Below are 18,318 nucleotides of genomic sequence, written 5' to 3' on the forward strand. Positions count from 1 at the left end.
TGAAGCGGCCGTTCCGGCCGTGCTGCCCGCAAGCCTATCCACCTGGCGCACCCATCACACCAAACGTCCGGATACCGACTATTGACATTTCGCCAACTCCCGTATCCACCACGGAACATGCGCCGGCTCTGTCCTAACGGGATGTCAGGATCCCGGGCATGGAGAACAACACGGGGATGAACACCTACCAGCGCCTGGTCGTGCGCCTGCACGGACTCGGCATGATCGACCGTCAGACGGCGGACGAGCAGGTCGCGTCGACCGCGGCCTGGGGCGAGCCCCGACCGGAGCGGCGCGCCCAGGAGTTGGCCGGGGTGCTGGACGAGTGCGGCGTCGCGGTGCGGGCGCACGGCGAGGACGTCGACTTCGCGGAGAGCGCCTACGAGTCCGTCCTCAGGAACGCGGCACGGATCATCGGCGGCGCGGTCACGGTCACCGGGGTGGAACTGGTCGGCGAGATCGGCGACACCCGGGAGCTCCGTTTCAAGGTCAACGGCGTGGCGAAGTCGTGGTGGATCGACCAGCCGTCCGACGACTACCTCGACCTGGGGGCCATCGAGTTGGGCATCGGCGACCTCGAGCCGGGCGGTGCGGACCCCCGGGTCTTCCACCCCGTCCCCGCCGACGAAACCTGCGGGGACGACCTCCACCTGCTGGCCACCCCGGCCCAGGCGGCGGCGCTGCGCGAGGAGTTCGGCCTGCGGATCCGGGTGTGCGACGCGGACGGCGTGGTCGTCCAGGAGGTGTAGTGGCGCGTCAGAGGTGGGCCAGGTAGTGCGCCAGGTACGGCGGGGTGCGCAGGGCGGGTATCTCCTCCCGGCGCACCAGCCGGACGGCCTGGCCCTCGCCGAGGACGAGGGCGCCCTCGGGTCCGTCGTAGACGGCGTGCAGAACGGTGGTGGTGTCGGCGATCAGCGGGTGGCGCGGCGCGTCGAGTGGGCGCAGCGCGGTGACGGTGATGCCGGCTTCTTCGCGGATTTCGCGGGTGGCGCAGTCGTGGGCGCTTTCGTGGCCTTCGCGCCAGCCACCGATGGGGGCCCAGTGGCCGGGCCAGGCGATGCCGGGGTGGTCGTCGCGGAGGTTGAGCAGGACGCGGTCGCGGGCGGGGGTGGTGACGAGGACGAGGACGCCTTCGAAGGCGTCGGCGCCGGGGTCGGTGTCCTCGGCGTACAGGGTGGTGCGGGCGCGGCGGGCGCGGTCGACGAGCATCAGCCGGCGGTGGTCCTGGGGTCGCATCCGGTTGCGCCAGCGCCAGAGGGTGTCGACGGCCCAGTCGGTGTGGGCGGTGGTGAGGCGGATGCGGTGCAGTTGGTCGTCGTCGAGGGTGCCGCCGTCGAAGATGTAGTCGGTGGCGGCGAGTGGCCGCTGGGTGGTGGGTGCGTGGTGCAGGACGGCGAGCAGGCGGCGTTCGGTTTCGACGTCGATTCCGAGTTGCTCGCGGGCCCTCGACCGGGCGCTCTGCCAGGGGGTTTCGCCGGTTCGGGTGTCGCCGCCGGGCAGTTGCCAGCGGTCGGGGTCGTGGGCGGAGCGCAGGTGGAACGGGTGGCCGTGCCGGTCGGTGAAGTAGAGGGCGCCGTGGCTGCTGGTGAGGGCGGTCCGGCGCAGGTACTGGCCGATGGGTTCGCTGAGGTCGTGGTATCCGGTCACGGTGTCCCCCTGTCCGCGTGCGCCTGTCTTCGACCCTAGGCAGCGGTGCGGCGCATGCCAATGCCCGGCGCGGGATCCGCCGGAACCCTGCGGCAGCCAAATTCACCCAGACGGCGCAATGCGGGCAACCCGCCGTGCGCGCGGATGTAAGGACGGGTTGGGTGGGACCTGGGGCCGGCGATCTTGGTCGGCCCGTGGAACGGATGAGGGAGTGCGTCGATGTACTACAGCAGCGGCAACTACGAGGCGTTCGCCCGGCCGCGCAAGCCCGCGGGAGTGGACGGCAAGCGGGCGTGGTTCGTCGGCTCGGGGCTGGCGTCGTTGGCGGGCGCGGCATTCCTGGTCCGGGACGGACAACTGGCGGGCGAGCGGATCACCATCCTGGAGCAGCAGCGGATTCCGGGCGGCGCGCTGGACGGCATCAAGGAGCCGGAGCGCGGGTTCGTGGTCCGCGGCGGCCGCGAGATGGAGAACCACTTCGAGTGCCTGTGGGACCTGTTCCGCTCGATCCCGTCGATCGAGATCGAGGGGGCCAGTGTCCTCGACGAGTTCTACTGGCTGAACAAGGACGACCCGAACTTCTCCCTCCAGCGCGTCACCCACCAGCAGGGCCGCGACGCCGGCACCAACGGCCTGTTCGCGCTCAATGACCGGGCGCAGCGAGACCTGTTGAAGGTGTTCCTGGCGACGCGTCAGGAGATGGAGGGCAAGCGGATCGACGAGGTGTTCGGCGAGGACTTCCTGTCGTCGAACTTCTGGCTGTACTGGCGGACCATGTTCGCCTTCGAGCAGTGGCACTCGGCGCTGGAGATGAAGCTCTACCTGCACCGTTTCGTGCACCACATCGGCGGTCTGCCGGACTTCTCGGCGCTGAAGTTCACCAAGTACAACCAGTACGAATCGCTGGTGCTGCCGCTGGTGCGGTGGCTGATGGACCAGGGTGTGGTGTTCCAGTACGACACCGAGGTCACCGACGTCGACTTCTCCTTCACGGACGGCCGGAAGCAGGCGACGGCGCTGCACTGGGTCTCCGGCGGTGAGCCGGGCGGGGTTCAACTGACCGCCGACGACCTGCTGTTCACCACCATCGGCTCGCTGACCGAGAACTCCGACAACGGCGACCAGCACACCCCGGCGAAGCTGAAGGAGGGCCCGGCGCCGGCCTGGGACCTGTGGCGGCGGATCGCGGCGAAGCACCCGGACTTCGGCCGTCCGGACGTGTTCGGCGCGCACGTCCCGCAGACCAAGTGGGAGTCGGCGACGGTCACCACGCTGGACCACCGGATCCCGGAGTACATCCAGAAGGTCTGCAAGCGCGACCCGTTCTCGGGCCGGGTGGTGACCGGCGGCATCGTCACCGCCCGCGACTCGTCCTGGCTGCTGAGCTGGACGGTCAACCGGCAGCCGCACTTCAAGCAGCAGCCGAAGGACCAGATCGTGGTGTGGCTGTACTCGCTGTTCGTGGACGTGCCCGGCGACTACGTGAAGAAGCCGATGCAGGAGTGCACCGGCGAGGAGATCACCCGCGAGTGGCTGTACCACCTGGGCGTTCCGGTGGAGCACATCGACAAGCTGGCGGCGGAGGCGGCCAAGTGCGTGCCGGTGATGATGCCGTACGTGACGTCGTTCTTCATGCCCCGCCAGGCCGGCGACCGGCCGGACGTGGTGCCGCCGGGCGCGGTGAACTTTGCCTTCATCGGCCAGTTCGCGGAGGCCGGCGACCGGGACTGCATCTTCACCACCGAGTACTCGGTGCGCACCGGCATGGAGGCCGCGTACCGCCTGCTCGGCGTGGAGCGCGGCATCCCCGAGGTGTTCAACTCGACGTACGACGTGCGGGCGCTGCTGAACGCGGCGAGCCGGCTGCGCGACGGCAAGCCGGTGGCACTGCCCGGCCCCCACGCGCTGCGCAAGCGGCTGAACAAGCGGCTGGAGACCTCGGAGATCGGCGAGCTGCTGAGCGAGTACAACCTGCTCCCCGAGTGACCCTCCGCATACGGTGCCCCGGACCCGATCGGGTCCGGGGCACCGGCGCGACTACTCGGTGCGTCGAACCGAACGGGCCACCTCGACGCCCTGCGGGTCCACGCGTGGGTGAACGCCCCAGGCATCACACACCGTCAATGCCACACTTCCGCCGCACCCCCGTCGCACAACATCTCGACATCAAGCATCTTGATATCGAGAGACTTCTCCGGCAGAGTGCTCCCGGTACGGAAGAACGACGGCGTGGACGGGGTGGCGGCGATGGCGACGGGAAGCAGGGACGGCGGGGCGGGGTTGCTGGCCCAGTTGCGCAACCCGCCAGGGGGCGCGGCCGGGCGGACCATGCTGCTGACGGTGTTCACCGACCGGACCGGGTCGGGGGTGTGGGCAGCGGCCTGCGTGCTGTACTTCACCGAGGTGGAGCGGCTGACGGCCGGCCAGGTCGGGCTGCTGCTCGGCGTCGCCTCGGTGGCCGGGATCGCCGGCTCGCCGCTCGCCGGGCGGCTGGCCGCGAGCCTCGGGAGCCGGCCGGTGCTGATCGGGTGCCACCTGCTGCGGTCGGTGGCGCTCGCGGCGATACTGCTCTGCTCCTCGTTCGGCGCGCTGCTCGCCCTGGTCGCGGTGACCGCGCTGGGCGACCGGGCGGCCCGCGCGATGGAGATGCTGTTCGCCACCGACGCGGCGGGCGACCGGCGTTCGGTGTACCGGGCGCTGTCCCGGACGGCGATGAACGCCGGCTACGCGGCGGGCGCGGGCCTGGCCGCGATCGGCCTCGCGGTCGGCACCCCGGCCGCGTACCGGGCGCTACTGCTCGCGGACGTGCTCTCCTTCCTGCTGTCGGCCGCCCTGGTGGCGGGCATCCGGGAGCCGCGCCACGAGGGCCGGGTGGTCGCCGGATCCGGCCAACCCGCCCCGAACGCCGGCACCGGGCCCCGCCCGAGCCCGTGGCGCGACGGCGGCTACCTGCGCTTCGTCGCCCTGGACTGCGCACTCACCATCGACGACGCGATCCTGAACGTCGGCCTGCCACTGTGGCTGATCCACGCCACCCACGCGCCGCACGCACTCGTCCCGGCCTTCCTGGCGATCAACACGGTGCTGGTGGTGGCCGCCCAACTCCGCGTCTCGGCCGCCGTCCGGACGCCCCGCCAGGCGGTGCGCGCGGTGCCGGTGTACGGCTTCACGCTGCTCGGCTGCTGCGCGGCGGCCGCCGCGGCGTACGGGACCGGGCCGGTCCTCGCCTCGGCGCTGCTGCTGGTCGCAGCGGTGCTGGTGACCTTCGCCGAACTGATCCGCTCGGTGGTCTCCTGGGAGCTGTCGGTGGCCCTGGCCCCGGAACGGGCCCGCCCCGAGTACCTCGGCGTGGCCGGCATGGCCCAGTCCACCGAGAAGGCAGCCGGCCCCCTCCTCCTGACCGGCGCGGTCCTCGCGACCGGCCCCCTCGGCTGGCTCGCCCTGGGCGCCGCCACCACCGTCGCCGCGTACGCACAGCGCCACTTCAGCGCGGCCCGGCTGGGCACCGCGAGCACCGTCGCCATCGACTCGCCCGCGCCGTCCGTCACTTCGAGCTGAGCTCCACCACCCCGAACGCGTCGCCGACGGCGGTGGGCGAACGCCGGCGGACCAGACGCTGCCGACCCCGGTGCGGCTCTGGACGCGGGCCTGCACGGCAGTGCATCGTTCGGTTCAGCCGGAGCCGGCCGATGAATGGAGTGACGACATGTCGGAGGAAGTTCGAAGCGGGGTGTTGGTCGTCCTTGGCGATGTGCTTCGGGCGGAGATCGCCGCCGACCCGACGATGACGGAGTTGCCGCGTGTGCGCGACATCGCCGAGACGTACGGCGCGGCCCGGCCGACGGTCGTGGCCGTTCTGCGCGCATTGGCGGCCGAGGGGCTGATCGAGGCCCGGCCGGGCGACCGGTGGACGGTGACTGGAAGGCCCTGACCACGTGAACGCCGAACGCCGCCCGGAGCGGGCGGCGTTGAGGCGGGGGCGTTGAGGCGGGGGGCGTTGAGGCGGGGGGCGGCACCCCGTTGCAGTCGCGGAGCCTGTCGCGACCGCCCGTAGGGCACGTCTCAGGGGCGCTCCTGGCCGAACAGGTCGACCCGGATCGGCTCGGCGGCCGGGACGGTGCCGGGCTCGGGGTCCTGCGGGGAGAAGGCGATCGCCAGGCCGGCCACGGCGAGCACCACCACGATGCCGACGGCCACGGGCAGGGCGAACTGCGAGGCGGGGACGCCGGCGCCGCCGGCCCGGCCGTCCAGGGTGACGGTGACGGCGGCCATCGCGGTGTAGTGCATCGCGACCACGGCGATGCCGGCGATCAGCGCCGCGCCGAGTGCCGCCGTCAGGCCCTTGATGTGCAGGGTCATCCACAGCGCGGCGGTGGCGGCGGCGATCGCGATCGCGACCGAGGCGACGACCAGCAGGGTGTCGTAGGAGACCTTGCCCTCGACCTGCATGGCGGCCATGCCGAGGTAGTGCATCACCGCGACGCCGCACCCCGTCAGCACGCCGCTGATCAGCAGGGTGCCGGTGCCGCTGCCCCGGTAGCCGACGTAGCCGATGCCGAGGCCGACCACGACCACCGCGACCAGCAGGCTCAGCAGCGTCAGCGGAATGTCGTACACCAGTGTCGAGGCGTCGACCATGAATCCGAGCATCGCGATGAAGTGCATCGACCAAATTCCGCACCCGAACGCACCGGCCGCCAGCGCCAGCCAGCCGGCCCGCCTCTTCTGTGGCAGCGTCATGGCCCGGGCCGTGCACCGCAGTCCGATGGCGGCGCCCACGCACGCGATGACATACGCGACGACCGGGTTCACCCACCCGTACTGAAAACCATCGAGGTGGGCCATGGTGCCGTGATTCATGAGAGGGGGGTCCGATCAAAAAAACGAAATGCTGGTGCGGGATTGCCGCACAGACAATACCCCCTGGTAACTACAGGTCCGTACCACCAGTCAAATGCCCCTTCACTCCGCCTTTTCCCTGATCGCACCACTCCTCCATCTGCCCGCGCCGTGGCACTCTTGACGCTCGTGAAGAACAACAACGAGACCGAGCCGCCGCCCCTGCTGATCGTGGACGGCGCGAACGTGGTCGGCTCGGTCCCGGACGGCTGGTGGCGCGATCGGCGCGGGGCGGCGGAGCGGCTCCGCGACTCACTGGTGATGGTCGCCCGCGACGGGCTGCCGGAGCTGCCGGGGCCGCTGACGGTCGTTCTGGTGGTGGAGGGTGCCGCCCGCGGGGTGGAGTCGGTGCCCGGCGTGCTGGTGGAGTCCGCTCCCGGCAGCGGTGACGACCGGATCGTCGACCTGGTCGCCGAGGAGCCGTCCCGCCGCTGCCTGGTGGTCACCGCCGACCGGGGCCTGCGCGAGCGGGTCACCGCTCTCGGCGCCACTCCCCTGGGCCCGCGCACCGTCCGCCGGCCGAACATGTAGCCGGCGGTCAGGAGGAGCGCTGGGCGCGGCGCCAGTTGGCGGGGCTCGCGCCGCGGGCGCGTTTGAAGGCGGTGCTGAAGGCGAACGCGTCCTCGTAGCCAACGTCGCGGGCGACGGCGGCCACGGTGCGGTCGGTGTCGCGCAGTTGGTCGGCGGCGAGGGTCATCCGCCAGCCGGTGAGGTAGCCGAGCGGGGGTTCGCCGACGGCGGCGGTGAAGTGCGCGGCGAAGGTGGCCCGGGACTGGCCGACCTTCGCGGCGAGTTCGGCCACCGTCCAGCGGCGGGCGGGGTTCTCGTGCAGCAGGCGCAGCGCGTCGCCGATCGCGGGGACGGCCAGCGCCCGGTGCCAGGACGGCACTCGGGTGTCCTGGCGGGCGCACCACTCGCGCAGGGCGAGCACCAGGACGAGGTCCAGCATCCGTTCGAGCACGGCGTCCTGGCCGGGTGCCTCGTGCGCGGTCTCGGCGGCCAGCAGATCGAGGACGGCGCGGGTGCGCGGCCCGGCGGGGACGACGGCGAGCGGGGTGAGGGTGCCCAGCAGGCGTTCGGCGACGTCGCCACGGAGTTCGTAGGCGCCGCGCAGCAGCGTGGTGGCGCCGGGCAGCCCGTCGCCGCGGGTGCGCGGCGCGAGCGGATGCCGAGCGGGGGCATCGGCGTCGCGGACGACGACCTGCGGCGGCGTCTCCGGCGAGTCGGCGATGGTGTACTGCGCGGTGCCGCTGATCAGCGCGATGTCTCCGGCGGCCAGCTGGACGTGCGCGGCCTGCGGGTCGTCGTCGAGCCGCACCGTGGCCCGGCCGCCGAGGGTGGCGACGACGGTGAGCGGCGGGGCGTCGGCGAAGGTCGTCGACCACGGGGGCCGCCGGACCAGTTGCCGGACCTGGGCGTTGGTGACGCGGGCGCGGTGAAGCAGGTCGCTCAGGACGTCCATGTGACGTCACGTTAGACGATCGCGAAGGTTTTCGCGACGATCTCCCATGGATCGTCCGACACCGGCCGGGTTGGCTGAGGGTATGAAGAACGTCCTGGTTCTCGGCGGCACCGGCACCACCGACCGCCGCATCGCCCGCCGCCTGTCCGCCGACGGCCTGCCCGTCCGCACCGCGTCCCGCACCGGCGGCGACGTCCGCTTCGACCTCGACGACCCGACGACCTGGGCGCCCGCGCTCGACGGCGTCACCGCGCTCCTCGACCGGTTCGTCACCGAGGCGGCGGCTGCCGGCTGCCGGGCCTGACCTCCTGCCCTGTCCGGAGAAATTGGAGTGCGAGGGCCGTGCGCCGCTGCGACACTCACCACCGTGCCACGACCCGAACTCTCCGAACTCGAACACCTACGGGAGATCGAGCGTCTCGCCGCCGCAGTGACGAACGCCGCGTCGGCCGAAGGCTGGCTGTCCTTCGAACCCGAAGCAGAAGAGGCGACTCGCCTGCAGCGCGCGGTGAACGCACTGGCCCGAGCGCGTCGTCACTACCACTTCCCCGGGGACGGCTGCCTCGACGAGGAGGACCGCCCCGGGCTGAAAGTCGCGGGCGTCCTCCTGCTGCGCCCCGGGGCGATGCCCCTGGGCATGACGGAGACCTACGAGCAGGCGTGCGCCCGCCTCGGCGTCGAGGCCAGGACCGAGGGCTGGGCTCTGTGGAACACCTGGGGCGACGAGGGCGTCCGGGTCACCATGGTGGTCACCGCCGTCGACACCACCGAGGGGCTGCTGGCGAATTGGTCGCGGGGCAGAGTCGTCTACCCGGTAACGCCGGTGCCTTCGCAGATCGCGCTCATCGTGCACGGCTGGGCCGCCCACATGACCTTCTCGCCGTTCGGAGTGCGGAAACTGGGGCTCGGCGGCCGACCATGACGCGACGCTGCCTTGCTGCACGACCCGCTCAGGGCATCTCGCGCTCGGCCGCCGCCACCGGCGGCTGTTCGTCGCGGGCCTCCGGCGTGAACGCGTCGCGTCGTGCGAGCGTCACCGCGAGCGGCACCCCGAGCCGCGCGGCCGCGCGCCGCCGGACCCGCAGTTGGGCCCTGGTCCGGGGCCGGAACGACGGAAGCCGCGAGCAGCCGCACCCCGGCCGGTGGTCGTACGTCAGCCCCTCCGCGAGCACGGCCGCCACGACGGACCAGGCTTTCGTGTCACGCCGCCGGGACGCGGCGAAGTCGTAACCGGCGAAGACGAGTTGCCCCCGGCAGCCGGGACAGACCCGTTCCCTGATCGGCCACGTGCTCCCCTTGAAGGCCAGCCGGCACGTGACGCACACGTAGTGCCGGAAGGCGCCGTTGAACGCGTGGTAGCACATGCTCCGAGAGCGTACGCGTCACGTTCCGCCCGTCCCAAGCGGTTTCCCGCTCCCCGGCCCCTGTTCAGGCCAGGCGGGTGCGGGTGGTGGGGCGGGTGCGGCCGCGGGAGCTTGTGCTGGGGCGGGTGGGGCGGCGGTCGGGGCGGGGCTGGTCGCGGGTGGGGCGGGCGGCGAGTGCGGCCTTGAAGGCGCGGACGGCCAACAGGACGGCAACGGCGGCGAGTTCGGTGGGTTCGCTGGCGCCGCGGCGGGCCGCGGCGAGCTGGCAGACGGAGCACCAGACGGCGCTGGCCCGGCCGCCGTCCGGGTAGTGCAGGGCGGGTGGCACCAGGTAGTGGCAGCCGCAGCTCTGGCAGACGAAGACCAGCCTCATCGGTGCACCACCCCCGAGCCCGCGCACACCGTGCACGGCGACCAGAAGGTGCGCTGCACGGGCTGCTGCCACCCTTGTCCGTCGGTCTCCACGGAGTGTTCGGTCTTCTCCGTGCCGCGAGCCCCGGCGCAGCCCGGGCAGGTCTGCTGCTCAGTCATCGGCCACCTCCAGAGCACAGACCGTAGCGTGCCGACCCCGGTGAGCGACAGCGATTCGCCGTTGGTCCACTCGGATTTGCAGTGCACCGGCCTTGCACGCCGTGCGCCGCCCGCGCGCGCCCCGCGCCTCCCGAGCGCCCCCGCCACGCCGCCACGCCGTCGATGCGCTGTCAGGCGGTGGGCCAGTCCGCCGGTGACGCCTCGACGTCGTTGCCCCGGATCCACACCGTGGAGACGCCGAGCAGCCGGCGCATCACCGCGAAGCCGCCTTCCCAGCCGCCGGGCAGTCGCAGTCGCCCGGACCGGACGTTGCCCGCGCTGAACCGGGTGTCCGCGCTCTCCAGCATGCCGGTCCAGCCGGGCAGGCCGAGTTCGGGGACGTTTCCGGTCAGGTCGGCCTGGACCGGGATCTCCAGTCCGTCGGCCAGCAGCAGGGCGGGGCCCCGGTACACGGGTGTGCTCATGTGTAGAGCCTGCGGGACCTGCCCTCACCTGCGCAAATCCCGCAATCCCGGTGGAGCCGGACACTTCATCCGATGCCTGGGACAGGAATCCCTGACGGAAAGTCAATTGGGATACGGCCAGGCGTATCCGAGCTCCTCGGCGCGCCCCTTGCTCCCGGCGACCACCTTGGCGTAGCGCTTCGGGTCCTCCGCCGCCAGCCGCCGCAGGACGGTCGCGGCCTGGGACTCGGGCGGGGAGCCGTCGTCCTTGACGGTCCAGCGGAATCCCAGCGGGCGGTCGGGCCGGTCGGGGTTTCCGCTGCCCTGCCCGGGGACGTACCAGAACAGGATCTCCACGGTGTCGGGCTCGTCGGGGCTGGTGCCGATCCAGCCGCGTTCGGCGTCCCAGCGGCGCATCAGCTCAGGCCGTGAGATCAGGGCGGCCTTGATCAGCCGGGCGATGTCGCGGGCGTGCCACATCCAGGACGCGTCGGCCTCGGCCCGGGCGATCGCCGCGTCGTAGGTGGCGGCGTCGAAGCGGTGGGTGGGCGGGTCGAAGGCCGCCCGGCCGCCCATGGTGCGGCGCCAGTTCTCCCACACCACGTGTTCGCCGTCCCGCCGGATGGTGACGAAGAGTTCGCCGCAGCAGCCTCCGGTGCAGGTGGCTTCGGCGAGTTGGACTTCGTGCGGCTCGGGTCGGGCGCGCAGCCGGCCCTCGTCGAGCAGCAGGGCGGGGGTGAGCGCGGGGCCGTCCCGGAACAGGGCGGGGACGATCGGGCGGCCGTCGATGAGCACCCGGGTCTCGAGGCTCAGCCGTTCGACCGGGTCGGTGGCCACCACTTCGATCCGGATCGGCTCGGGGGCGGCGGGGTGTTCGAACGGGTGGCGGCCGGTGCGGCGGATCCACATGGCGCGCCGCCGCTGTACGCGGTCGCGCTCCCGGCGGTACGCGACGTGGGCGGACGCGGCGGTCAACGCGTCGAGTGCGGTGAGCAGTTCGGCGCGCCGGCCGGGGGGCCAGTCGAGCAGGACGGCGGTGCCGCTGGACAGGTCGAGGGCGAGGGAGAGCAGGGTGGCCGCGGTGTCGAGGGTGTGCGGCAGCTCGGCGGCGCGGGCGATGACGGTTTCGTAGAGGCGCGGCGCGTCGGGGTGGGCGAGCAGTTCGGTGGGGTCGTCGTGCGAGTGGGCGAGCCGGACCAGCAGGTGAGCGGCGACGGCCAGCAGTTCGCTGTCGTCGGGGTGACGGTCGAGCAGGTCGGGCAGGTGGGTGGCTTCGGTGATCCGGCGGGCGGTGCCGGCGGAGAGCGGGACGGTGGCGGGCAGGGCGCGGAGGGCGGTGCGGACGGCGGGTCGGTCGCCCGTCCAGAGCGCGTCGACCAGCGGCTGCACGTCCTCCGGGTGCTTGTCGAGGGCGAGCGAGAGAGCGGCGGCGGTGGGGCGGTCGAGCCGGTCGAGGGCACGGACGGCCGGACCTCCGAGCGGGCGGAGGGTGCCGAGCGCGCGCACGCCGGACACGTCCGTGGCGTCGCCGAGGCGGCCGAGCAGAGTGATGCCGACGGCGGCTGCGGGCACGCTCGTGGCGGTGCGCACCAGTTGTCGCCCCAGCTCACGGGCTGCCGCCGCATCGTCGAACAACAGTTGGTCGACGACCGTCATGATGGCGGGCAAGTGACGGGCGGCGAGCCGGAGCTCGGCGAGGCGGTGGTGCACGGTGCCGGCGTCGCCCGGCAGCGGGGTGAGGGCGGCGCGGACGGCGTGCTCGGCCTCGTCCCTGGTGAGCCGCGACCGGTCGTTGTCGGCCGCGGGGCCGGGCAGGGCGTGGCCGCCCCGGGGTGGGAGGGCATCGCTCAGCAGCAGCCGGGCGTGGTCGTGAAGGACGGCCGGCGGGCGCTGGTCGGTGGCGCTCACCGGGTAACGGAAGGCTCGATTCGGTAGCTCATGGCCCGCAGCCTGCCAGCCCGCCCGGCCCCCTGTCGAACCATTTTCCGACGCTTCGTCGGATACCCGCCCAAGTCGGACGGCCGGGCCCGAAGGCTCCGGCCGCCCTCTCCTCCCGGTCAGCGGCCGAGGCGGCGCTCCAGCTCCTCCAGGTAGCTGTCGCCGTAGGCGTCGGCGAGGTCGTCCAGGTCGATCATCGGGGGGATGTCGATGACGGGCTGGCGCTCGATCAGGAACGCCACGGTCTCATGCACCACCCGGCGCTCGTCGGCCTCGGGGAGTCCGGTCCGCTCGAGCACGGTGTCGGTGACCCGGATCTGGGTGGAGGCCTGGGCCGCCCCCTCCTCGACCCGGACCAGGTACTCGCGGTCCCCCAGGAACTCCACCCGGATGTCAGCTGCCATGGCGCAGGTCGTCCTTCCCTCGGTGCTCGGCCGTTGTGGCCGTGCCGGTGATGGGTGCCGACGCCGCGCGGCCGACCCGCCGGGCGCCGGGCGTCTCCACCTTACGACCTGCTGACACCGTCCTCGTCCAGGCCCGGCGCACCCTGCCTCCCGGGGGCGGCACTTGACGTCCGGTCGGCGTGCAGCGCGAGGTAGGTCCAGCTGACGCCCGCCCTGGCGTGCGGGTCCTCGCGCCGGGCGAGGTGCAGCGGCGCGAGCCCGTTCGCGCGGGCGAGGGCGACGGTCTCGGACGCGTCGACCGGGAACATCCGGCGGCCGGGCGGGACGGGGCCGTGGCGCAGCGACAGGACGATCCGGCCGTCGTCGGCGAGCAGGCCGGCCAGGGTGGCCATGGCGGTGGCGCGCTGTTCGGCGTCGAGGTGCATCCAGACGGCGGTGAGCAGGATCAGGTCGTAGCGGTCGGCGCGGGCGGTGAGGCCGGGCAGGTGCGGGAGGGCGTCGTCGACCCAGTCGATGGGGTGCCGGGCGTGCCGGGCCCGGCCGAGTTCGCGCATGGGGGCGGTGGGTTCGACGGCGGTGACGCGGTGGCCGGCGGCGGCGAGGGCGGCGGCGTCGCGTCCGCTGCCGGCTCCGATGTCGAGGACGGCGGCGGGCCCGGCCGGGTACAGGTGGAGCGTTTCGCGGTGGACTTCCGCGAAGCTCACGCTCTCGTACTGTTCGACCAGGGCTTCGGCGGCGTCGGCGTATCCGGCGGTGCTGTCCATCGCCCGCAGGCCGGGGTCCGTGGTGTCACTGTGCATACGGGGACGGTAGTCCACGGCGCCGGACGTGCCGTCAACTCACCGTCCCCGCAGGCTCATCCGACGACGGCGACGGGCGCGTCCCAGGCGTTGCGGTCCACGGTGAGGGCGGCGCCGCCGTAGCTCTCCTTCTGGTTGACCTGGTACTGGTGGGCGCGGCGGTGGCCGGTGTAGAGGCCGGCGGCGAACGGGAAGCTGCCGGTGGTGTCGGCGGCGCCGTCGTAGCGGGCGTACCAGAGGGCGTCGGGCAGGTCGGGGGCGCCGGCGGCCTGCGCGATGCCGGCGGCGCTGGACGAGGCGAAGCCGTAGAACCCGGCCCAGTAGCCGGAGTTGTGCACGGCGCGGTTCCAGGACTGGGTGTAGGCGAGGACGGCGTCGGCGCAGCCGGTGTCGGCGGTGTTGTACGCCTCGATGTCGAGGTAGAGGGTGCTGCCGGCCCGCATGCCGAGGGCGGCGGCCTTGGCCACGGCGTCGTTGCCGTCGCTGGTGCCGAGTGTGGTGGCGGTGTCGGCGGTGATCTTCTCGGGGCTGCTGCCGGTCTGGCACGGGGGCTGTGCGCCGACGTACAGCGGGACGAGCTTCCAGCCGATGGAGTTGACCGAGCTGACCCAGCCGGCGGTGAGCTGGGGCTGGGCGCAGCCGCGGTTCTTTCCGCCGATGTAGACGGCGGCGGCGCCGTACGGGGAGGTGCCGTGCCAGGCGGTCATGGTGGCGAGGGCGGGGGCGGTGCAGGTGTCGAAGGCGAGTCCGGTGAAGGTGGCGGGTGCGGTGCCGGGCTTGGCGGCGGGTGCGGCGTTGCGGGTGGGCGCGGGGGCGGAGCCGCTGGCGGAGGCCGCGGCGGATCCGGAGGGCGCCGGTGAGGCCGAGGGGGAGGCCGATCCGGACGCGGACGCGGACGCCGAGGGGGAGGCGGAGGCGCTGTCGCCGGGCGCGGGCATGGTGTCGGTGCCGGTGGGGGTGCTCGCGGCGGGTTCGGCGGCGTGCGGGGCGGGGTGGTCCTTGCTGGTGGCGGCGAGGGCGGCGACGCCGCTGCCGATGACCAGGACAGTGGCGGCGGAGAGCAGGACGGCGCGTCGGCCGCGGGGGCGGCGGGGTGAGGTGCGGGCGCGGCGGTGCGACACGGGATCTCTCCTGGTGGAACGGGGTGGGGGGTGGGGCGCGGCGGTAAACGATCACCACGGGTGGCGCACACCCTAACCGGTCGCCGGTAAACGCTTTCCCAATCCTTTCCCAACCCTCGGGCGGGAACGGGCGGCCCCTAGGATGGGGGTGATGAAGTCCATGTCGAGCGCGGGGCGGCCGCGGCGGAGGGAGTCTCCGATGGAGTTGGCGGGCCTCGATCCGGAGAGCGGCGAGTCCGGTGACGGCGAGGAGGGCGGCCGTCGGCGCCGCGGGCAGGGCGAGCTGGCGACCGAGGTGCTGACGGTGCTGCACGGCGCGCCGGGGCCGGTGACGGCGTCCTGGGTGCAGGAGCAGCTGGGCGGCGAGCTGGCGTACACCACGGTGATGACGATCCTGTCGCGGCTGCTGGCGAAGCAGGCGGTGTCGCGCAGCCGGGTGGGCCGGGCGTACGTGTGGTCGGCGGCGGCGGACGCGGCGGGGCTGACGGCCCGGCGGATGCGCCGGCTGCTCGACACCGAGCCGGACCGGGACGCGGTGCTGGCGAGTTTCGTGACGGCGCTGACGCCGGAGGACGAGCAGCTGCTGCGCTCGTTGCTGAACGCGACGGACCCGCCGCAGGACGGCGCGGGCCCGGGCAGCGGGCGGTGATCGATGGGCTTCTTCGTCTTCCTTCCGCTGGTGCTGCCGTTGACGTCGTGGCCGATCGCGCGGCTGGCCGAGCATCATCTGCATCCGCGCAACGCGGTGCGGCTGCTGAGCTGGATCGGCGTGTCGATGGCGGTGTGCAGCACGCTGGCGCTGGGGTTGCTGTTCGTGGTGGGCACCGCGCAGATTCCGGGCAACCCGCTGCCGGACAACTGGTCGGATCCTGAGATCCGTACGGCGGTGCCGTTCCACGAGGAGGTGGGTACGGCCGCGGTGGTCGGTCTGGTGACGGTGTTGACGGCGTGTTCGCGTTCGTTGCGCCGTCATCTGCGGATCCGGGCGCGGGCTCAGCGGGCGCTGGCGCCGATGCCGCTGGATTCGGATCTGGTGGTGCTGCCGGACGCCGAGCCGTACGCGTACGCGGTGCCGGGGGTGCCCGGCCGGGTGGTGGTGTCGACGGCGATGATGGATTCGCTGGACCTGGACGAGCAGCGGGCGCTGCTGGCGCACGAGCGCTCGCACCTGGCGAACCGGCATCACCGCTACCTTCTGGCGGCGCAGTTGGCGAGTTGTGTGAATCCGTTCCTGCGTCCGTTGCAGAAGGCGATCAGCTATGCGACGGAGCGGTGGGCGGACGAGGAGGCGGCGGGATCGGTGGGTGACCGCCGGCTGACGGCCCGCGCGGTGGCCCGGGCGGCCCTCGTCACCCGGTCCGCCGGTCCGTCGCCGTCGTTCGCGGCCTTTGCCGCGCCGGGCCCGGTCCCGCGCCGGGTGACGGCGCTGCTGAGCCCGGCGCTCGGCCTGTCCTGGCCGCCGCCGGCCAGCCCGGCCGGGCTGGCCGCGATGGTCGCGGCGGCGGGAACGGCCGCCTCGGCGGTCTTCGCCCTGAACGCGGCGGTGGCCCTGCTCCTCCTGGTGAAGGCCGCCACGCCCTGGTAGACGGCGGTCGACCTGCGAGAACGGCCCCCGCCACTTGGCGGGGGCCGTTCTTCTGTTCGGGTGGGGTGTCAGTCCACGCAGGGCACTCCCCCGGCCTTGACCGGCGGGCCCTGCATCTGGAGCGTCGCGCTGGGGCTGGGGTCGGCAGGGGTGCCCGTTCCGCCGGGGGCGGTGTACTCGGTGCCGAGGGTGACCTGGACGTGGCCGGCGGCGATGCCGGTCCCGGCGGTGGCGGTGACGCCGTAGCGGGCGGCGATCTGTTCGGCGGCGTCCTTGGACCCGGCGCCGTACTTGACGGTGGTGGTCTTGGGCTTGGCGTCGGCGGTGGCGGCCTTCCCGGCCCGGTAGCCGAGCGCGACCAGCGCCTTGGACTCGTCCCCGGCCGCGCCGGTGACGGACGAGGCGTTGAGGACGTCCACGGTGGTGTTGGCGGCGTCGGCGGGCGGCGCGGTGGTGGGCGCGTCGCTGGTGGCGGCGGGTGCGGGCGCGGGGTCGGTGGCCTGGCCGAACAGCTGCTTGACGATGCGCCGCAGCTTGACCGGGTCGACCTGGTTGACCTCCTGGCCGCCGATGTTCGCGAACTTGTCGATCGGCAGGGTGTTGAACTCGACGTTCCCGCCGGTGAGGTTGGGGGCTTGCTGGGCGAAGTCGAGGATCTGCCAGTCGTCGTCTATCACGATGTCCTTCTTGACCACGTCGAGCAGCGACTGCATCTTGCCCAGGTCGTCCATCACGCCCTGCTGCTTGAGCTTGTATTCGACGGAGGCGATGAACGCCTGCTGGCGGTGGGTGCGGTCGAGGTCGCCGTTGGTGAGGTTGTGCCGCTGGCGGACGAAGGACAGCGCCTGGGCGGCGTCCAACTGGCTCTCGCCGGCGGGCAGTTGCAGGCCGGTGCCGCCGCCGGGCTTGATCACGTTGCCCTTGCTGTCGGTGACCCGGGAGACGATCGGGTCGTTGACGGGCTTGTTCAGGCAGACGGTGATCGGCTGGAGTGCCTTGGCGATGTCGTAGAAGCCGAGCAGGTTGACCTCGGCGAAGTGGTCGATCGGGACGTCTAGCAGCTTCTGAACGGTCTGGATGGTGGCGGAGCGCCCGGCCTCCCGGCTCTGGTGCTCCAGGTCGGCGCCCTTGACGCCCTTGGCGCGCAGCTGCTGCTCGGCGGCGTCCTTGGCGTACCCGTACGCCTCCTTGACCTTGTGCATCTTGCCGTCGGCGCCGTAGGTCTGCACCCAGTCGTCGCGCGGGATGGACACCGCCTGAACCTTTCCGCTGGGCGGGATGTGCAGCACGATCAGCGAGTTGGTGTTGTAGCCGCCGATCTCGCTGGAGCCGGCGTGCAGTTCGTCCTGGACGAACTCCTTGGGCAGGTCGTTGCCGTCCATGTCCTTCCGGCTGTCCAGGCCGATCAGCAGGATGTTGATGGACTTGTCGAGGTGCTTGGGGGCGTTCTTCTTCGCCTCGTCGAGCGCGTGCGAGCGCGTGACGCCGTTCAGGTTGTTGACGGTGTACCAGGCGAAGCCGCTGACGGCGAGCACGGCCAGCGAGACGCCGCAGGCGACGGTGCGGCCGGCGATCACCAGCGGGGCGGTGCGGGACAGGCGGGTGCCGGTCCGCCGGGTGCTGCGCTGCTCAGCCATGGTGGACCTTCCGGGTGCGGCGGGTGCGGACGGCGGCGGCCAGCAACGCCGCGACCAGGGCGGCGATCATCGGCCAGAACTGGCCGCTGACCAGCTTCAGGCCCTGGGTGGCGAGTCCGGCGCCCTGGTAGTGGTCGCCGTGCGCCAGGTAGTCGACGGCGCAGGCCACCGTGAGCGTGACGACCGGCGCCCCGCTGACGATCCACCACCAGCCGCGCCGGGTCGCGACCAGCGCGGCCATCGCCGCACCGACCACCGCGCACGTCGCGTACAGCCAGCCGAGGCCGTCGCCGAACATCTCGTCGGCGAGCGCCCCGAGTACGGGCAGGCCGAGCGCCGGCAGCACCGCGGGCATCCGGTTCGGCGCGGCGGCCGTCTCCCGGCGGCCGTCGGCCCGCCGGGGGGCCGCCCCGCGCCCGCCGGCCGGTCGTCCGCCAGCCGGTCGTCCGCCGGCCGGGCGCCGCTGCTCCGCGGTGCGCCGCGCGGC

The 18,318-nt window shown here is 72.8% G+C and carries 22 protein-coding genes; 9 read left to right on the plus strand and 13 right to left on the minus strand.

Annotated elements, in window-relative coordinates:
- Positions 1-158 precede the first annotated feature (158 nt).
- Positions 159-749 (plus strand): hypothetical protein, encoded by a 591-nt coding sequence (locus ACFYS8_RS35355; RefSeq protein ID WP_387649429.1) that lies wholly within the window; start codon positions 159-161, stop codon positions 747-749.
- 7 nt (positions 750-756) lie between these two features.
- Here the strand turns inward: ACFYS8_RS35355 and ACFYS8_RS35360 are convergent, their stop codons facing one another.
- The gene (locus ACFYS8_RS35360; protein ID WP_387649432.1) at positions 757-1,647 is read right to left on the minus strand and encodes an NUDIX domain-containing protein; all 891 of its coding nucleotides are present in this window, start codon (positions 1,645-1,647) and stop codon (positions 757-759) included.
- Between the two features lie 219 nt (positions 1,648-1,866).
- Here ACFYS8_RS35360 and ACFYS8_RS35365 point away from each other — a divergent pair, with 219 nt between their 5' ends.
- The 3 genes from ACFYS8_RS35365 (at position 1,867) to ACFYS8_RS35375 (ending at position 5,578) form a co-directional block, all read left to right on the plus strand.
- Positions 1,867-3,633: an oleate hydratase gene (locus ACFYS8_RS35365; RefSeq protein WP_387649434.1), complete on the plus strand. Its 1,767-nt coding sequence runs from the start codon at positions 1,867-1,869 to the stop codon at positions 3,631-3,633.
- Between the two features lie 216 nt (positions 3,634-3,849).
- On the plus strand, positions 3,850-5,205 hold the full coding sequence (locus ACFYS8_RS35370) for an MFS transporter (RefSeq protein WP_387649436.1): 1,356 nt from the start codon (positions 3,850-3,852) through the stop codon (positions 5,203-5,205).
- A gap of 148 nt (positions 5,206-5,353) precedes the next feature.
- Positions 5,354-5,578, plus strand: a complete 225-nt coding sequence (locus ACFYS8_RS35375; protein ID WP_387649438.1) for a GntR family transcriptional regulator — start codon at positions 5,354-5,356, stop codon at positions 5,576-5,578.
- Between the two features lie 131 nt (positions 5,579-5,709).
- On the opposite strand, the gene ACFYS8_RS35380 is transcribed toward ACFYS8_RS35375, so the two are convergent.
- Positions 5,710-6,387, minus strand: a complete 678-nt coding sequence (locus tag ACFYS8_RS35380; protein ID WP_387649441.1) for an MHYT domain-containing protein — start codon at positions 6,385-6,387, stop codon at positions 5,710-5,712.
- A 288-nt stretch (positions 6,388-6,675) separates the two neighbouring features.
- Here ACFYS8_RS35380 and ACFYS8_RS35385 point away from each other — a divergent pair, with 288 nt between their 5' ends.
- Positions 6,676-7,077 carry an NTP pyrophosphohydrolase gene (locus ACFYS8_RS35385; RefSeq protein WP_387649444.1) on the plus strand — a complete coding sequence of 134 codons (402 nt, stop codon included), beginning with the start codon at positions 6,676-6,678 and terminating at the stop codon, positions 7,075-7,077.
- A 7-nt stretch (positions 7,078-7,084) separates the two neighbouring features.
- Here ACFYS8_RS35385 and ACFYS8_RS35390 read toward each other — a convergent pair whose 3' ends face one another.
- Positions 7,085-8,008 (minus strand): AraC family transcriptional regulator, encoded by a 924-nt coding sequence (locus ACFYS8_RS35390; protein WP_387649447.1) that lies wholly within the window; start codon positions 8,006-8,008, stop codon positions 7,085-7,087.
- Between the two features lie 82 nt (positions 8,009-8,090).
- On the opposite strand from ACFYS8_RS35390, the gene ACFYS8_RS35395 reads away from it, so the two are divergent.
- Positions 8,091-8,312 carry a hypothetical protein gene (locus tag ACFYS8_RS35395; RefSeq protein WP_387649448.1) on the plus strand — a complete coding sequence of 74 codons (222 nt, stop codon included), beginning with the start codon at positions 8,091-8,093 and terminating at the stop codon, positions 8,310-8,312.
- Between the two features lie 63 nt (positions 8,313-8,375).
- On the plus strand, positions 8,376-8,930 hold the full coding sequence (locus tag ACFYS8_RS35400; RefSeq protein ID WP_387649451.1) for a hypothetical protein: 555 nt from the start codon (positions 8,376-8,378) through the stop codon (positions 8,928-8,930).
- Positions 8,931-8,958: 28 nt separating this feature from the next.
- On the opposite strand, the gene ACFYS8_RS35405 is transcribed toward ACFYS8_RS35400, so the two are convergent.
- The 8 genes from ACFYS8_RS35405 to ACFYS8_RS35440 all read right to left on the minus strand — a co-directional run bounded on the left by ACFYS8_RS35405 (position 8,959) and on the right by ACFYS8_RS35440 (position 14,609).
- Positions 8,959-9,372 (minus strand): hypothetical protein, encoded by a 414-nt coding sequence (locus tag ACFYS8_RS35405; RefSeq protein ID WP_387649454.1) that lies wholly within the window; start codon positions 9,370-9,372, stop codon positions 8,959-8,961.
- A 64-nt stretch (positions 9,373-9,436) separates the two neighbouring features.
- Positions 9,437-9,745, minus strand: a complete 309-nt coding sequence (locus tag ACFYS8_RS35410) for a hypothetical protein (protein ID WP_387649456.1) — start codon at positions 9,743-9,745, stop codon at positions 9,437-9,439.
- The gene (locus ACFYS8_RS35415; protein WP_387649458.1) at positions 9,742-9,903 is read right to left on the minus strand and encodes a hypothetical protein; all 162 of its coding nucleotides are present in this window, start codon (positions 9,901-9,903) and stop codon (positions 9,742-9,744) included. The genes ACFYS8_RS35410 and ACFYS8_RS35415 overlap by 4 nt, the downstream gene beginning before the upstream one ends.
- Before the next feature lie 170 nt (positions 9,904-10,073).
- Positions 10,074-10,367, minus strand: coding sequence for a hypothetical protein (locus ACFYS8_RS35420; protein ID WP_387649461.1), 294 nt, complete (start codon positions 10,365-10,367; stop codon positions 10,074-10,076).
- A 102-nt stretch (positions 10,368-10,469) separates the two neighbouring features.
- Positions 10,470-12,254, minus strand: coding sequence for a hypothetical protein (locus ACFYS8_RS35425; RefSeq protein WP_387649464.1), 1,785 nt, complete (start codon positions 12,252-12,254; stop codon positions 10,470-10,472).
- A gap of 149 nt (positions 12,255-12,403) precedes the next feature.
- A complete protein-coding gene (locus ACFYS8_RS35430; protein ID WP_387649467.1) occupies positions 12,404-12,688 on the minus strand; it encodes a hypothetical protein in 285 nt (94 codons plus the stop codon).
- A 101-nt stretch (positions 12,689-12,789) separates the two neighbouring features.
- Positions 12,790-13,488, minus strand: coding sequence for a class I SAM-dependent methyltransferase (locus ACFYS8_RS35435; protein WP_387649472.1), 699 nt, complete (start codon positions 13,486-13,488; stop codon positions 12,790-12,792).
- 56 nt (positions 13,489-13,544) lie between these two features.
- On the minus strand, positions 13,545-14,609 hold the full coding sequence (locus ACFYS8_RS35440; RefSeq protein WP_387649475.1) for a glycoside hydrolase domain-containing protein: 1,065 nt from the start codon (positions 14,607-14,609) through the stop codon (positions 13,545-13,547).
- A gap of 199 nt (positions 14,610-14,808) precedes the next feature.
- Between ACFYS8_RS35440 and ACFYS8_RS35445 the strand changes: the two genes are divergently transcribed.
- Positions 14,809-15,258, plus strand: a complete 450-nt coding sequence (locus ACFYS8_RS35445) for a BlaI/MecI/CopY family transcriptional regulator (protein WP_387649478.1) — start codon at positions 14,809-14,811, stop codon at positions 15,256-15,258.
- A 3-nt stretch (positions 15,259-15,261) separates the two neighbouring features.
- Entirely contained in the window at positions 15,262-16,194 is a 933-nt protein-coding gene (locus ACFYS8_RS35450) for a M56 family metallopeptidase (protein ID WP_387649481.1), read from the plus strand.
- Positions 16,195-16,262: 68 nt separating this feature from the next.
- Here the strand turns inward: ACFYS8_RS35450 and ACFYS8_RS35455 are convergent, their stop codons facing one another.
- On the minus strand, positions 16,263-17,831 hold the full coding sequence (locus tag ACFYS8_RS35455; RefSeq protein ID WP_387649483.1) for an LCP family protein: 1,569 nt from the start codon (positions 17,829-17,831) through the stop codon (positions 16,263-16,265).
- Entirely contained in the window at positions 17,824-18,186 is a 363-nt protein-coding gene (locus ACFYS8_RS35460; RefSeq protein WP_387649485.1) for a DUF6542 domain-containing protein, read from the minus strand. The genes ACFYS8_RS35455 and ACFYS8_RS35460 overlap by 8 nt, the downstream gene beginning before the upstream one ends.
- Positions 18,187-18,318: the final 132 nt, after the last annotated feature.

The organism is Kitasatospora sp. NPDC004615 (assembly GCF_042873545.1).
GTDB lineage: Bacteria > Actinomycetota > Actinomycetes > Streptomycetales > Streptomycetaceae > Kitasatospora.